Genomic DNA, 14863 nt, shown 5'->3' on the forward strand with positions numbered 1-14863 from the left:
CTCCGCGATAGGTGCCTACCTCCTGGTAGGCGGCGATGATGTCCATGATTTCCCCCGAAGACTTCATGGCCGGGCAGACCCCCTGAGCGGTGATCTCGTGACTGGCTGACACCGTCACGATCACCGCTCAGGGCACACATCGCCGCGCGACACACCAACCAGCGCGAAGACGAAGTGGGGACCTGAACCGGCCACCTGTGGTGGCCTTGAACTGGCCACCTGTGGGGACTTTTACATGGCCACGGACAGGTCTTTTCGCGTTGGACGCGATTTACTTTAGTTCGAAAACGCTCACTCACCGGCCGGCCTCTGAGCATCGTGACTCGGCGGGGACCGATCTTCTCTCTGGCTGTGGGGCTGTGGCTGATGACACAGAGACGATATCTCGGAAAGGCGTATGAACTGGGCGGCTTGCCGGGCATTGGTGATGGTTCGTGGTCATCAAGGCCGGTTGCGGTGGGCGGCTGAAGGGTCTGGCCGTGGCTGGATGGCTTCCGTGGGGTGGGTTTCGGTGTGCTGGTGGCGGTAGCGCCTGGCGGAGCCCGGCCTTGGGAAGGCAGGCCGAGCGTCAGCGAGGTCCAATGCGCGCGAAGCGCGACGCCCTCGGGCGGAGCCCAGTCTGGGAGAACAGGCCGAGCGTTTAGCGAGGTCGATTGCGCGCAGAGCGCGAGCCTCTCGGGCGGGGCCCGGCCTTCTTGCGCGAAGCGCGGCTCTTTCGCGCGAAGCGCGGACCCCCGGGCGAAGCCCGCCGTCTGCGCGCGAAGCGCGACGCTTTCCGGCGAAGCCCGTACAACGCGCGGAGCGCGGCTCTCTCGCGCGAAGCGCGGCCCTTTCAGGCGGAGCCTGGCCGTCCTGCGCGGGGGCGCGGCCCTCTCGGGCGAAGCCCGACCTCTTGCGTGGAGCGCGACTCTTCGGGCGGAGCCCGACTCTCGGGCGGAGCCCAGCCCCGGCGCGGAGCGCGGGCTTGGGAGGTGGGCCGAGCGGAGGGAGGGCGATTGTGCGCGGGGCGCGGGCTTTGGAGGCGGCGTGCGGTAGGTGGGGTGGGGGGTGTGTCAGAGTGGTCGGGTTGGTGGTGTGGAGGGAAGGGGCGGGTATGACCGGGGGCATCGTCACCGTCCTGGGCGAGAACGTGGCGGACACCTTCGCCGACCCCACCCAAGGTCCCACCGGCACGGACGGAGAGTTGATGTTGCGGGTGCTGCCCGGGGGCAGTCCCGCCAATACAGCCGTCGCGCTGGCCCGCCTCGGTACGCGGACCCGGTTTCTGGGCCGGTTCTCCGGTGATGTGTTCGCCAGGGCGTTCCGGGACCGGCTGACGTCATCGGGGGTGAAGCTGACCGGCAGCGTGCGGGCCGCCGAGCCCAGTACGCTCGCCGTCGCGACCCTCGACGAGCGAGGCGGAGCCGCGTACTCCTTCCACGCCGAGGGCACCGCCGACTGGCAGTGGACCGCCGAGGAGTTGCCCGCGCACGTCCTGGACGAGACGGTGTGCCTGCACACCGGTTCGATCGCGCTGGGCAGGGCGCCCGGTGGGCGGGTGATCGAGGAGTTCGCGGAGGCGGCCCGGTATCGGGCGACGATCTCGATCGACCCGAACGTCCGGCTGCCCCTGGTCACCCTGGACGGGCTGCGCGACCGGCTCCCGTACTGGTGCGCCCTCGCCGACGTGCTGAAACTGAGCGATGACGATCTCGCCCTGCTCTACCCGGGCTGGTCGATCGAGCGGGCCTGCGACGAGTGGCATGCGGCCGGGGCCGAACTGGTGGTGGTGACCAGGGGCGCGGAGGGCGCGGTGGCGTCGTTGCGCGGGGAGCGGGTGTCGGTGCCGGGGTTCCGGGTCGCGGTGGTGGACACGGTGGGGGCGGGCGACGCGTTCACGGCCGGGCTGCTGCACTGGCTGAACGGCGAGCAACTGCTCGGCGGCCGACTGACCGGCCTGGAGATCGGCCAGGTACGCGAGGCGGTCGGCTTCGCGGCCCGGGTGGCCGCGCTGACCTGCTCGGTCGCCGGGGCGAACCCGCCCTGGGCCGACGTACTCCCCTCTGCGTGACAAGCCAGCCTAGACAGGCAATTAGCTAATTGCCATAATGCCTTAATGCTGGACGTCGATCTGGTGAAGGCGCTGGCCAACGACAAGCGTCTATTGATCTTGGAGTGGCTGCGCGATCCCGAGAGCCACTTCCCCCCGCAGCGCGACGGCGATCTCGTACGCGACGGGGTCTGCTCGTTGTTCATCGCCCAGAAGCTGGGTGTGAGCCAGCCGACCTGCGGCGAGCATCTGAAGGTGCTCGCGCAGGCCGGGCTGCTGCGCGGCAAGAAGATCAAGCAGTGGGTGTTCTACCAGCGCGACGAGGACCGTATTTCCGAGGCGAAGGAGTTGCTGAGCGGTGAGTGGTGAGGTGGCGACGTCAGAAGGGCTCTACGAGCGGCTGATCACCGACCTGGACGCGGCCGGAGCGCGCTACCGGCTGATCGACCATCCGCCCGAGGGGCGTACCGAGGTGGTCAGCGCCATGCGCGGGCACGATGTCGCGCACGCGGCCAAGTGCCTGGTCGTCATGGTCAAGATCGGCAAGAAGCAGACCAGGTACGTCCTGGCGGTCGTCCCCGGCACCGCCCGGCTGGACGTCCAGGCGGTGAAGGCCCTGCTCGACGGCACGTACGCCACCTTCGCCGACCGCGCCAAGGCCGAGGAGCTGGCCGGGAGCGTCAGCGGCACGGTGCTGCCCTTCAGCTACCACCCCAGGCTGGAGCTGATCGCCGATCCGGAGCTGGAGAAGGCCCCCGAGCTGTACTTCAACGCCGCCCGTCTGGATCGCTCCATCGCCCTGGCCACCGACGACTACCTCCGCCTGGCCGCCCCGCGCGTGGCCCCGATCACGACTCCGACAGGTCACGGCTGAGTTCGTCGGTCATCAGCAGGTCCGCCCGCACCCGCCCGGATCGGTACGCCGCCCGCCCCACCATGTGCGCCGCCACCGGGGCCGTCATCAGCTGGAATATGGCGACCAGCAGCAGGATCCCGATGTCCAGCGGCGCCTCCGCCCGCAGCCCGATCGCGATCAGGGTCGCCATCAGCCCGATGACCTGTGGTTTGGCTCCGGTGTGCAGCCGGGCCAGGGTGTCGGGGAAGCGCAGCAGCCCCACCCCGGCCGTCAGCGAGAACAGCGCGCCGAGCAGCAGCAGCACCGCCACCAGTACGTCCGGTACGACGCTCACTCGCTGTTCCTGCGCACCGCGAAGCGGGCCACCGACACCGACCCGACGAACCCCACGATGGAGACCACCAGCAGGATCGGCAGCGTGGCGGTGTAGCGGTGGTAGGCCGCCTCCAGCCCGATCCCGACCACGGTCACCGCGATCAGCACGTCCAGCGCCAGCGCCCGGTCCAGCCGGCTGGGGCCGGTGATCAGCCGGATCATCGCCAGCAGTCCGGCCAGGCCGAGCAGCCCGGCGCACACCCCCACGACCGCCGTCACAGGACTTCCCTTCTGTCGTCCGCCGTACCGATCGCCCGAATGACCCGCTTCTCCAGGTCGAGCGCGTCCTGCCGGGCCTTGTCCAGGCCGCCCTGTTCGTCCACGCCGAGCACGTGGACGTACAGCGTCTGCCTGGACCTCCTGACCTCCACCACCAGGCTGCCGGGCAGCGCGGACAGCGCCAGCGCGGTGAACACCATGGTCAGGTCGCTCTGGGTGCGCAGCGCCACCGCGATCACCGCGTTGACCGGCGGCGGGCCCGGGCGCAGGGCCTGCCAGCCGACCCGCGTGCCGGACCGGGCCATGTCGAGCACGAACCAGCCGAGCAGCCGCAGGCAGCCGCCGATCCGTACGCGTGCGCCCGCGCCGACGTGCGGCAGCCGGGACAGCGCGGCCACCAGCAGGCCGACGGCCAGGCCGGACAGCACGTTGGCGAACGAGAGGTTGCCCCACAGCAGGACCCAGATGACGGCCATGCCGACGACCGGCGCGGCGATCCTCATGGCAGCACCGCCGCCAGGTAGGCGCGGCGGTCGAGGAGTTCGGTGGCGGCGCGTTCGATGTAGCCGGTCATCGGACCGGCCGCGACCGTGAACGCCGTCGCGAAGACGATCAGGGCCGCCGCCGTGCCCGCCATGGTGCCGGGGGCGGCGGTGGCCACGATGCCGGTGCCGCTGAGCCCGCGCCGCCCCTCGATGATCTGGCCGCGTTCCGGGAGTTTGCCCCGGTCGCCCCAGAACGCGCGGTTCCACAGGTGGCACATCGTGTAGAGCGTGAGCAGGCTGGTCAGCAGCGCGACCCCGACCAGCGCGTACGCGGGCCAGGTGCCCTCCTGGACGCCCGCCCGCAACAGCCACAGTTTCCCAATAAATCCAGACAGCGGTGGTATGCCGGAAAGGTTCATCGCCGGGATGAAGAACAGCACCGCCACCAGCGGCGACACCCGGGCCAGCCCCCCGAGGCGGTCCATCGACGTACTGCCACCGCGCCGTTCCACCAGCCCGGCGACCAGGAACAGCGTGGTCTGCACGGTGATGTGGTGGGCCACGTAGAAGATCGCCCCGGCGATCCCGGCCCGGGAGGCCAGCGCGATCCCGAACACCATGTACCCGATGTGGCTGACCAGCGTGAAGGACAGCGTCCGCTTGATGTCGGTCTGCGAGACCGCGCCCAAAATGCCGATCAGCATCGTGCAGGCCGCCGCGATCAGCAGCAGCCCGGTCAGCGCCTCGCCGGGGAACAGCAGCGTCTGGACGCGGATGATCGCGTACACGCCGACCTTGGTCAGCAGCCCGGCGAACACGGCGGTGATCGGCGCGGGGGTGGTCGGGTAGCTGTCCGGCAGCCAGGCCGACAGCGGGAAGACCGCCGCCTTGATGCCGAAGGCCACCAGCAGGGTCAGCTGGAGCACCAGCCGGACGTCGGGCGGCAGGTCCGCGAGGCGTACGGCGAGCTGGGCCAGGGTCAGCGTGCCGGTCGCCGCGTAGCACAGCGCGACCCCGATCAGGAAGATCACCGAGGACAGGATGCCGACCACGACGTACGTCATCCCGGCCCGCACCCGGGCCGGGGTCCCGCCCAGCGTGATCAGCACGTAGCTGGCGGTCAGCAGCATCTCGAACGCGACATAGAGGTTGAACAGGTCGCCCGCCATGAACGCGTCGGCCACCCCCGCCAGCAGGACCAGGAACGACGGGTGGAAGATCGCCAGCGGGGTGCTCTCGTCATTGTCGGACGCGCCCTGGCCGATCGCGTAGATCAGGACGCACAGCGTGATCACGCCGGAGACCAGCAGGATCAGCGCGGCCAGCCGGTCCACGACCAGCATCACCGCGATGGGCGCGGGCCAGCCGCCGGGGTGCATGGTCTGCGGGCCGTAGCGGTCGGTCTGGTAGACGAGTACGGCGGCGATCACCACGACGGCCGCGAGCACGGCGACGCTGATCCCGCGCTGCACCCGGACCAGCCGCTGCGCGAGCGCCAGCCGCAGCCCCGCCGCCAGCAGCGGCAACACCACCGGCAGCGGGACGAGCACGTTGTTCATGACGAGTCCTCGCCCATCGTGGTGTCCACGCCGCCCTCGGGGTCGTCAGCGGCCATCTGGCGCTCCCACTCCTCGCGCATCCGCCTGCGCAGGTCCCTGCGCTCGCGCCGTACCGTGCCGCGCAGCCCGAGCCGCGCCCGCAGCCCCGCCCGGAACCCCTCCTCCGCGTGGATCCGGCGCATCCGCTCGACCTCCTCGCGGACCCGGTGCCTGGCCAGTTCGCGTTCCACGCGGGCGATGACCCTGCGGTCCTCCTCGTCGTCGCGTACCTCGTCGTCGCCGGTCAGCCGCATGGCCCGGTGCGAAAGGGACAGCAGAAAGGCGGTGAGCGCCAGCGTGATCACGATCGCGGTGAGGATCATCACCTGCGGCAGCGGGTCGCTGATGCCCTCCGAGCCGAACAGCCCCCGGATCGGCGGCCTGCCGGTGACCCCGCCGGACAGCAGGATGAACAGGTTGGCCCCGTTGCCGATCAGCACCACGCCGAGCACGATCCTGGTCAGGCTGCGTTCCAGCAGCAGGTAGATCCCGGCGCCGCCCAGCGTCGCCACCGTGGCGAGGACCATCAGGTCCGGGCCGCTCATGGAGTGATCACCTCCTCGCCCTCCTCCTCGACCTGCCGGTCCAGTTCGTCGCCCATGGCCCGCAGTACGTCGAGCACCACGCCGATGACCACCAGGTAGACCCCGATGTCGAACGCGAGCGAGGTGACCAGGTGGACGTCGCCGAGCACCGGCAGCCGCCAGTGCAGCACCGTCTCGCGCAGCACGCTGCCGGTGAGCGCGAGCCCGGTCAGCCCGGTCACGGCCATCACCCCGAGGCCGGTGCCCTGGCAGACGCCGGGGCCGATCGGCATGGCCTCGGCGAGTTCGTAGCGGCCCCCGGCCAGGTACCGGACGGTCAGCGCGAGCCCGGCCACCAGCCCGGCGGCGAACCCCCCGCCGGGCGTGCCGTGCCCGCTGAACAGCAGGTAGATCGACAGCACCAGCATCGGGTGGAAGATCGTCCGCGCGACCACCTCGAACATGATCGACCGGCGTTCGGGGGACAGCGTCTCGCTGCCGCGCAGCCAGGTGGTGGCCTCGGCGTCCGCAGGCGGCTCGCCGAAGGAGCGCAGGCCGGGCAGCGACCAGGTGCCGCCGGGCGCATCGACCGTCCTCGGCAGCCTCGGCCGGCGACGTACGTAGATCAGCCCGGTCACCCCCGCCGCCGCGATCAGCAGGACCGAACTCTCCCCCATGGTGTCCCAGGCGCGCAGGTCCACCAGGGCGATGTTGACGATGTTGGCGCCCCCGGCCGCCTCGGCGGCGTCGGGGTAGGCGGCGGAGATCGGGACCTGGGTGCGGGCGTTGACGGCGACGTAGCCCATCGCGGCGATCAGCAGCCCGGACGCCACGCCGAGCGCCGCGTTGACCCGGCGCATGCCGACGTACTGGCGTTCCACGAACCGGGGCGGCAGCCTGCGCAGTACCAGCACGAACGCCACCAGCGTGACCGTCTCGGTGAGGAACTGCGTGAGCCCCAGGTCGGGCGCGCCGTGCAGGACGAACATGGTCGCCGTGCCGGTGCCGGTCACCGCCGCGCACATCACGGCGGGCATCCGCCAGGACTGGAGGGTGGTGGCGAACGCGGCCAGGCACACCAGCCCGGCCACGATGATCTCCGCGGGGACGTACCAGACCCGCGCCGCCCCCGGCCAGGGCAGCCCCGACACCAGCGCCGCGCCGGGCAGCACCAGCAGCGCGGACAGGATGTAACGCAGGTAGACCGGCAGCGAGCCGCGCTGGGTGAACCGGGTGGCCTGGTCGGCGGCGTGGTCCAGGCCGCGCATGATCAGCCGGAAGGTCCGCTCGGCGTCGATCGGCGGATGCAGCGAGTTCTGTACGCGGGCCACGAGGGGACGCCCCAGGAACAGCACGAAGCCCACGGCCAGCACCACGGCGGACAGCAGCAGCGGCACGGTGAACCCGTGCCACAGCGCCAGCGGCTCGTCCGCGGTTCCCGCCGGATAGACCGCGCTGTACCCGGCAAGCCACCCGTCGATGACCGGCGCGAGCGGCCCGAGCAGCAGGCTCAGCACCGCGAGCAGCACCACGGGCCCGGCCGGCACCGCCCCCGGAGGGTGTACCACGACGGGCCGGACGCCCTTGTCCGCGAACGCCCCCCACACGAACCGCAGGCTGTAGGCGACGGTCAGCGCCGACCCCGCCACCAGGACCGTCAGCACCACCCCGTCGGACAGGAAGGCCGCGAAGGCCGCCTCCTTGCCGACGAACCCCGCCAGCGGCGGCACCCCGGCCATGGACGCCGCCAGCAGCACCGCCGCCGCGCGGGTGATCGGCATGGACCGCCCCACGCCACTGAGTTTGCGCAGGTCGCGGGTGCCGGTGGCGTGGTCCACGATGCCGACGACCATGAACAGCCCGGCCTTGAACACCGCGTGCGCGATCAGCAGGTACGCCCCCGCCTGCGCGGCGGCCCGGCCCCCCGCGCCCAGCAGCGCGGTCAGGAACCCGAGCTGGCTGACCGTCCCGAAGGCCAGCAGCAGCTTCAGGTCGTGCTTGCGCAGCGCCCGCCACGCGCCCACCAGCATCGTGACCCCGCCGAAGACCAGCACGACCGGCCGCCAGACCGGATCGGCGGCGAACGCCGGAGCCAGCCGGGCCACCAGGTAGACCCCGGCCTTGACCATGGCCGCCGCGTGCAGGTAGGCGCTGACCGGGGTGGGCGCGGCCATCGCGCCGGGCAGCCAGAAGTGGAACGGCACCAGCGCCGACTTGCTCAGCGCGCCCACCAGGATCAGCGCCAGGGCGACCGACGCGACCGGGCCCGCGGGCGGCGCGGCCAGGATCTCCGAGATCCGGAACGTGCCCGCGCGCAGCCCGAGCAGGATCAGCCCGGAGAGCATGGTCAGCCCGCCCGCCGCGGTGACGACGATCGCGGTGAGCGCGGCCCGCCTGCTGGTGCGGTCCTCGGCGTCGTAGCCGATCAGCAGGTAGGAGAAGACGGTGGTGAGTTCCCAGAAGACGTAGAGCAGGATGAGGTCGTCGGCCAGTACGAGGCCGAGCATCGCCCCGGCGAACGCGGTGAACTCCCCGGCGAAGGCGGGCAGCCCCGGCGCGCCCGGGGTGAAGTAGCCCCCGCAGTAGACCAGGATCAGCGCGCCGATGCCCGCCACGATCAGGGTCATCACCAGGCCGAGGGTGTCCATCCGGAAGGCGAGCTGGACCTGAAGCTGAGGGACCCACGGCACGACCTGCTCGTGCGGCACGGGCACGGCGAGCGCCCACAGGGTGACGGCGGCGGGTACCAGCGCGACCAGCCAGAAGGCCCGCAGTCCCAGCGTGCGCAGCGCGGTGGGCGCGAGCACGGCGGCGGCGAAGAAGGCGGCCACGGCAAGCAGCATCCGCTCAGTTCACCTACGCCCCCGCGCCCGGACCAGAACCGACCAGCCGTCTCCCCCGCGAAACGGCCGAACCCGGCGATCGTAACCGCAGCTCAGGGCCGTTTCCGGGCAGGCTCGCCGACCCGGCGCGGCCGAGGCGGCACCGAGGAAGGTCTCAGGCTCACCGGCCCAGCGCGACGGACGCGGTACGCAGCAGAGTCGTGGGATCGGTTTCGGGGGCGTCGCGGATGACGGCCACGTCGAGCCCGGCGTCGGCGAGTCCGCGCAGATGGCGGGCCGCGTCGCCGAGGGTCCCCGCCGCGGTGAAGACGTCGAGCAGGACGTCGTCCACCAGGTCGGTACGGGGCGCGCCGGCGCGCCACCCGGCCCGGAAGGCGGCGCAGCGCTCCGGGTCCAGCCCGGCGGTCCGGGTGATCTCGTGGTCGCCGTGCACGCCCAGGTACGTGGCGACCCCGGCGCGGGCGCGGTCGCGGGCGGCGGCCGGGTCGGCGTCGTCCACCGACAGCCCGACATATGCCGACAGTTCCAGGTCCGCGCCGACGCGCTCGCGTACCGAGGCCACGTACGGCGCGGACGACAGAATCGACAGCAGCAGCCCGTCGGCCCGTTCCGCCGCCATGGCCAGCGCCCGCGGCCCCTTGACGCCGAGGACGATCGGCGGGCGGGTGCGCGGCGGGGTGAAGGCCAGCGTGGCCTCCACCTGGAAGTGCGCGCCGTGGTGGCGTACCGGCTCGCCGGTCATCAGCGCGCGGACCAGGTCCACCGACTCGGTCAGCCGCCCGATCGGCCGGTCGAACGGGATGCCGAGCTGGTCGCTCATCCAGCGCGGATTGCTCGCGCCCAGCCCGAGCACCGCCCGGCCCTCGCTCACCTCGTCCAGCGCGGCCAGTTCCATGGCGATCAGCGCGGGGTGCCGGGTCCAGGGGTTGATCACGCCGATCCCGATCCGCACCCGCTCGGTGACCGCCGCGATGGCCCCGGCCAGCGCGAACGCGCCGCGTTCGCAGTAGTCCTCGGTGATCCACACGGTGTCGCACCCGGCCTGCTCGGCGGCCCGCGCGACCCGTACGGCGTCGCCCGCCGCACGGTGGCCGGAGATCGAGAACGCGAGCCTCACCCGAGCGCCCGGTCCATCGCGCCGGGGGTCGGTTCCACGACCTGGACCGGACGCTGCCCGGCGGCGGTGGACCCGACGTCCTTGAGCCCGGTGGACGAGCCGATCAGCACCACGTCCGAGCCCGCCGGGATGCGCCCGGCCAGCTCCTCCAGCGCGGCGAACGTGGTGATCGAGGACGCCTCCAGGTACAGCCCGGCCTCCCGGCCGAACCGGCGCTGGGCGTCCATGATGCGGTCGTTGTCCGGCACGCCGACGGTCAGCCCGCCGGTGGCGCGCAGCGCCGCGAGGCCCTGGTACGTGCCGAACGGCGAGGCCGTCGAGAACGCCACGGACGGCGTGACCGGCACTGGCCCGGCGACGTCCGCGCCCTTGGCCAGCGCGTCGCCGTACGGGCCGAACGGCTCGGCGGCCACCAGCCGGGGCAGCCGGTCGGTCACCCCGAGGGCCACCAGGTCGGCGAACCCGCGCCAGATCCCGGCCAGCCCGTCGCCGTAGGACACCGGCACCACCACGTAGTCCGGCACCCGGCCGAGCTGCGCGGCGATCTCGTAGGCGATGGTCTTGTAGCCGTCCACGCCGTACCCGAGCGAGCCCGCCGGCGGGCTCGCGTGCCCGGACAGCGGCAGCCAGCCGCGCTCCTCGACCAGGCGGCGCATCAGCACCCACCGGTCGGCGGGACGCTCCAGCGCCACCACCCCGGCCCCATAGACCTGCATGAGCGTCTTCATGGTGTCCGGCACCGAGGCGACGGTCAGCACCACGCAGCGCAGCCCGGCGCGGGCCGCGTAGGCGGCGACGGCCGCCCCGTGGTTGCCGGTGCTGGCCACGACCACGGCGGGCGCGTCCAGCTCGGCGGCCTTGGTCACCGCGACCGCGGCCAGCCGGTCCTTGTAGGACCAGGTCGGGTTGCGGGTCTCGTCCTTGAGGTGGACCGAGGCCAGGCCCAGCCGATCGGCGGTCCGGGGGAGAGCGACGAGGGGAGTGCCGCCCTCCCCCAGACTCACCGCGGGGGTTTCCTGGGAAAGCGGAAGGAGCGCCCGATACCGGAACAGGCCGGGCTGCCCGTCATCGACGGGCAGCTCCCCGATGGCCGGGATCTCATAATCGGGCAGCGCGTTGGCCGGTACGCCGTCCCGCTCGCACGCCGGGCAGCCCCGGCCCATCAGCGCCACGCTCGGGTCGGGGTAGCCGGTGCCACAGCGCAGGCAGGTCAGCCTGCCGAGATAACGGACGTCGCTCATGCCGCCACCACCGGCAGCGCCCGCGGGGAGCGGGTGAACCGCTCGACCCCGCCGGGGGTGACGACCAGGGCGTCTTCCACCATCATGCCGCCCCATCCCAGTTCATAATATGGCGTCTCAAAGCAGAACGTCATGCCCGTGACCAGCGGCGTCGCGGCCCCGGGGGCGATGATCGGCGGCTCGTACACGGCGGTGCCGATGCCGTGGCCGCAGTGCTGGCGGCGGTAGGGGTCCACGCCGCCGCGGCGCACCGCGCCCATGGCGACCTCGAAGACCTCCTCGGCGGGCACCCCCGGGCGGGCGAGGGCGAGCTGTTCGTCCAGCCCGGCCAGGATCGCGGCGTAGCGGCGGGTCTGCCGTTCACCGGGCTCGCCGAGTACGGCGGTGCGCCCGATGTCCGACCAGTAGCCCTGGTAGACGCAGCCGACGTCGAACCGGGCCAGTTCGCCCGGCTGCCACTGCCGTCCGGTCGGTTGCGCGTCGGCCAGCGCGGTACGCGGGCCGGTGGTCGCCACCAGGAACCTCGGCTCGGCCCCGCCCGCGACCATGGTGGCCGCGACGGCCGCCGCGAGGTCGCGTTCGGTGACGCCGGGCCCGGCGGCGGCCAGCGCCGCCTCGACGGCGGACTCGGCCAGCCGGGCGGCGTAACGCAGAAGTTCGACCTCGCCGGGCAGTTTCACGCCGCGCACCTCGGCGATCCAGGCGGTCGCGTCCGTGGCGGGGACGTCGAGCAGGCCCTCTTCGGGGGCCTCCACGGCGTACTTCAGCCGCGGCCCCATCGCGCCCACGGCCGTGCCGAGCGCCGCCGCGAGCCCCTGGTGCCGGTCGGCGGCCAGGGCGAGGGTGGAACCCGCCGCCGACTCGAAGTAGAACCGGCCGTAGGGGATCAGCCGGTCCTCGGGGACCCCGAGATCGGCGGCGGGAGCGGTGTCGGCGGCCGGGCAGACCAGCCACAGGTCATCGCCGGTGACCACGGCGGCCATCCGGTGCGCGCGGAACAGCGGCGTGGCCACGGCCCGGTAGCCGGTGGCGTAGAACACGCTCTCCGCGCTGGTCAGCACCACCGCGTCGAACGGGGCCGCGGCCAGCGCCGCGCGCAGCCGGGCCAGCCGGTCGGCGGCGAGCCGGCGTTCGTCGATGTCCGGGGGCGCAAGGGGGGAGTCGATCAGAGCCTCCTTCACATGATCACCTCACTGAACTCCGTCATGGCGTCCAGCGTCTCTTCCACCGTGTTGGCCGCGAACAGCAGCCCGGCCAGCGTGTTCACCCCGGCCGCGCGGTACTCCTCGATCCGCTCGGCCACGCTCTGCGGCGTGCCGATCAGGTTGCGCGCGGCGAGGTCGGCCACGCCCTGGTCCTTCAGCGTCGTCTTGGACAGCGACACCATGTGCGTGTGGAGCTGCGAGGCCCGGAACTTGCGCCACGCCTCCTCCTGGGTGGGCGCGACGCACACCGCGACCTGCAGGGCCACCTCGAAGTCGGCGGGCAGCGGGCCGCGTCCGGCCGCCTCGGCCTGGGCCCGGATCTCGGCGAGCCCCTTGGCCGCCTCCTGCGGGGTCAGGCAGGCGGGCAGCCAGCCGTCGGCGTACAGGGCGGCGCGGGTCTTGGAGCCGGGCGCGTTGCCGCCGGACAGGATCGGCAGCCGGGCGACCGGCTTGGGGGAGGACTCGACGTCCTCGAAGTTCACCCATCGGCCTTTGAAGCTCGCCCGGCGTTCGGTGAACAGCGCGGTCAGCGCCCGCAGCGCCTCGGCCGCGTGCTCGCCCCGGTTGATCGGCACGCCGGGGTTCATCGCGGTGAACTCCTCCCGGTACGCGCCGATCCCGACGCCGAGCACCGCCCGGCCGCCGGACAGCCGGTCCAGGGTGGCGGCCTGCTTGGCGGCCACCACCGGGTTGCGGAACGGCAGCACCATGATCGCGGTGGCCAGCCTGATCCGCTCGGTGAGCGCGGCGACGTAGCTGAGGTAGGCGAACGGGTCGTAGTAGCGCGGCGGTTCGGCGAACTCCGCGCGGACGTACGCCTGGGTGGTGACGTGGTCGTTGCCCCACACCGAGTCGAAGCCGAGCCGTTCGGCCTCGACGGCCAGCCGTACGGCCTGCTCGGCGTCGGCGTACGGGACCGGATACATCAGCCCCTCGGTGCCGGTCGGCACCCCGAGCCCGAACCTCATGACTCTCCTCTCTGCACGGCGGGCGCCGCTTGACCGCGCCGGGCCGCCTGCACGGCCAGGCCGAGCAGCGCATAACAGACGAACCCGTACACCAGTCCCTCGATCGCGTCCGCCAGCAGCACGTCGGTGAACTTGGACAGCACCGCCGCGATCAGCCACGCCGCCAGTGCCTCCACCCGTACGCCGGGCGCGGACTCCAGCAGCTCGCGGCCCGTGCCGCGGCGGGCCAGCACCCAGAAGTGCGCGATCATCACGCCCGCGAACGGCGGCGCGACCAGCGCGATGATGGTGAGGAACGTCAGGAACGAGTCGGCCAGCCCGGCGAACGCCACCGCCACCGCGATCACGATGGCCACCACGTTCCACACCGGCTTGCGGATCGGCCACCGCAGCGAGTTGGAGGCGTTGGTGAAGGCCAGCGAGGCGGAGTAGAGGTTGTTGTCGGCGGTGTTCCACAGCGCCAGCACCAGCATCACCGCGGCCGGGGCGAGCAGCCCGAGGCCCTGCATGACCAGCACGAAGTTGCTGTTGCCGACCTTCATCGCGGACACGGTGGCGATCGTCTCGAACACCCCAGCGCCGACCACGAACCCGCAGAAGCTGGAGATCAGCACGTCGCGCGGCCGGGTGGCGTAGCGGGAGACGTCCCCGATCAGGGCCGCCCCGGTGACCCAGGTGGCGATGACCGCGCCCACGGCGGTGGCGAACCCGATCGGCACCGCCGGGACGTACGCGAACACGTCGCCGAACCCGCCGTCGCCGCCGCCGATCTTGACCAGCGCGACCAGCGCGATGGCGATCTCGATCGGCACCGCGATGGCGGAGAACCTGGCCAGGCCCTTGATGCCGAAGATCGACGTGGAGGTGATGGCGACCGCGAACAGCAGCACGAACGCCCACGAGGGGATCGCCGGGATCAGCTTGTTGACCGCGCCGCCCCAGGTGTCCATCAGCACGCCGATGAAGCCCATCGCGATGACCCCGAGCAGCAGCGAGACCACCACCGCGCCGTGCCGCCCGAAGACCGCGCGGGCGGCCAGGTAGCTGGACAGGCCGGTGCGATAGCCGACCAGTCCGACCAGGGCCGAGACGGCCACCAGGACGAGGTTGCCGACCACGACCGCGGCCATTCCCTCGCCGAAGCTCGTACCTCCGCCGACGACGCCGCCCACCAGGAAGCTGCTGACGCTGATGTTCCAGCCGATCTGCACGATGATCATCTGGGTCAGCGACTTGCGCCGTTCGCGCGGAACGGGCTCCAGGGCGTGGTCGTCGAGGTCGGTGGCGAGCCGGTGGCGGCCCGCCGCCTCTTCGCTCATGGGCGGTCCTTTCGCTGGGGGCCTGTGATAATCCATAGTCAGATATGCCTGGCGACCCCACTACGTGGACCGACGTGAATCTGG

At 72.2% G+C, this 14863-nt stretch carries 14 protein-coding genes; 3 read left to right on the forward strand and 11 right to left on the reverse strand.

The features are described from left to right. Positions 1–1093: 1093 nt before the first annotated feature. The 3 genes from DP939_RS33575 to DP939_RS33585 are packed head-to-tail and all read left to right on the forward strand — an operon-like array spanning position 1094 to position 2903. A complete protein-coding gene (locus DP939_RS33575) occupies positions 1094–2050 on the forward strand; it encodes a carbohydrate kinase family protein (RefSeq protein WP_113984875.1) in 957 nt (318 codons plus the stop codon). A 45-nt stretch (positions 2051–2095) separates the two neighbouring features. Beyond that, positions 2096–2398 (forward strand): ArsR/SmtB family transcription factor, encoded by a 303-nt coding sequence (locus DP939_RS33580; RefSeq protein ID WP_113984876.1) that lies wholly within the window; start codon positions 2096–2098, stop codon positions 2396–2398. Next, positions 2388–2903 carry a YbaK/prolyl-tRNA synthetase associated domain-containing protein gene (locus DP939_RS33585; RefSeq protein WP_199565588.1) on the forward strand — a complete coding sequence of 172 codons (516 nt, stop codon included), beginning with the start codon at positions 2388–2390 and terminating at the stop codon, positions 2901–2903. Before DP939_RS33580 ends, DP939_RS33585 begins: the two co-directional genes overlap by 11 nt. Here the strand turns inward: DP939_RS33585 and mnhG are convergent. The 11 genes from mnhG to DP939_RS33640 all read right to left on the reverse strand — a co-directional run bounded on the left by mnhG (position 2878) and on the right by DP939_RS33640 (position 14779). Then, the gene (gene mnhG, locus DP939_RS33590) at positions 2878–3219 is read right to left on the reverse strand and encodes a monovalent cation/H(+) antiporter subunit G (protein ID WP_113984877.1); all 342 of its coding nucleotides are present in this window, start codon (positions 3217–3219) and stop codon (positions 2878–2880) included. The two genes, DP939_RS33585 and mnhG, sit on opposite strands and share 26 nt — an antisense overlap. After that, entirely contained in the window at positions 3216–3479 is a 264-nt protein-coding gene (locus DP939_RS33595; RefSeq protein ID WP_225878667.1) for a monovalent cation/H+ antiporter complex subunit F, read from the reverse strand. Before DP939_RS33595 ends, mnhG begins: the two co-directional genes overlap by 4 nt. Beyond that, positions 3476–3982, reverse strand: a complete 507-nt coding sequence (locus tag DP939_RS33600) for a Na+/H+ antiporter subunit E (RefSeq protein WP_113984878.1) — start codon at positions 3980–3982, stop codon at positions 3476–3478. The genes DP939_RS33595 and DP939_RS33600 overlap by 4 nt, the downstream gene beginning before the upstream one ends. After that, the gene (locus tag DP939_RS33605) at positions 3979–5523 is read right to left on the reverse strand and encodes a Na+/H+ antiporter subunit D (RefSeq protein WP_113984879.1); all 1545 of its coding nucleotides are present in this window, start codon (positions 5521–5523) and stop codon (positions 3979–3981) included. The genes DP939_RS33600 and DP939_RS33605 overlap by 4 nt, the downstream gene beginning before the upstream one ends. After that, positions 5520–6107 carry a Na(+)/H(+) antiporter subunit C gene (locus DP939_RS33610; RefSeq protein WP_113984880.1) on the reverse strand — a complete coding sequence of 196 codons (588 nt, stop codon included), beginning with the start codon at positions 6105–6107 and terminating at the stop codon, positions 5520–5522. The genes DP939_RS33605 and DP939_RS33610 overlap by 4 nt, the downstream gene beginning before the upstream one ends. Then, a complete protein-coding gene (locus tag DP939_RS33615) occupies positions 6104–8929 on the reverse strand; it encodes a Na+/H+ antiporter subunit A (RefSeq protein WP_113984881.1) in 2826 nt (941 codons plus the stop codon). The genes DP939_RS33610 and DP939_RS33615 overlap by 4 nt, the downstream gene beginning before the upstream one ends. Before the next feature lie 160 nt (positions 8930–9089). Continuing rightward, positions 9090–10046, reverse strand: a complete 957-nt coding sequence (locus DP939_RS33620; protein WP_113984882.1) for an LLM class flavin-dependent oxidoreductase — start codon at positions 10044–10046, stop codon at positions 9090–9092. Next, positions 10043–11287, reverse strand: a complete 1245-nt coding sequence (locus tag DP939_RS33625) for a threonine synthase (RefSeq protein WP_199565589.1) — start codon at positions 11285–11287, stop codon at positions 10043–10045. Before DP939_RS33625 ends, DP939_RS33620 begins: the two co-directional genes overlap by 4 nt. After that, positions 11284–12468: a M24 family metallopeptidase gene (locus DP939_RS33630; protein WP_113984883.1), complete on the reverse strand. Its 1185-nt coding sequence runs from the start codon at positions 12466–12468 to the stop codon at positions 11284–11286. The genes DP939_RS33625 and DP939_RS33630 overlap by 4 nt, the downstream gene beginning before the upstream one ends. Further along, positions 12465–13460 carry an LLM class flavin-dependent oxidoreductase gene (locus tag DP939_RS33635; RefSeq protein ID WP_113984884.1) on the reverse strand — a complete coding sequence of 332 codons (996 nt, stop codon included), beginning with the start codon at positions 13458–13460 and terminating at the stop codon, positions 12465–12467. Before DP939_RS33635 ends, DP939_RS33630 begins: the two co-directional genes overlap by 4 nt. Then, a complete protein-coding gene (locus tag DP939_RS33640) occupies positions 13457–14779 on the reverse strand; it encodes a cytosine permease (protein ID WP_158578841.1) in 1323 nt (440 codons plus the stop codon). The genes DP939_RS33635 and DP939_RS33640 overlap by 4 nt, the downstream gene beginning before the upstream one ends. Positions 14780–14863 lie beyond the last annotated feature (84 nt).

The sequence above is a fragment of the Spongiactinospora rosea genome (assembly GCF_003315795.1).
GTDB lineage: Bacteria > Actinomycetota > Actinomycetes > Streptosporangiales > Streptosporangiaceae > Spongiactinospora > Spongiactinospora rosea.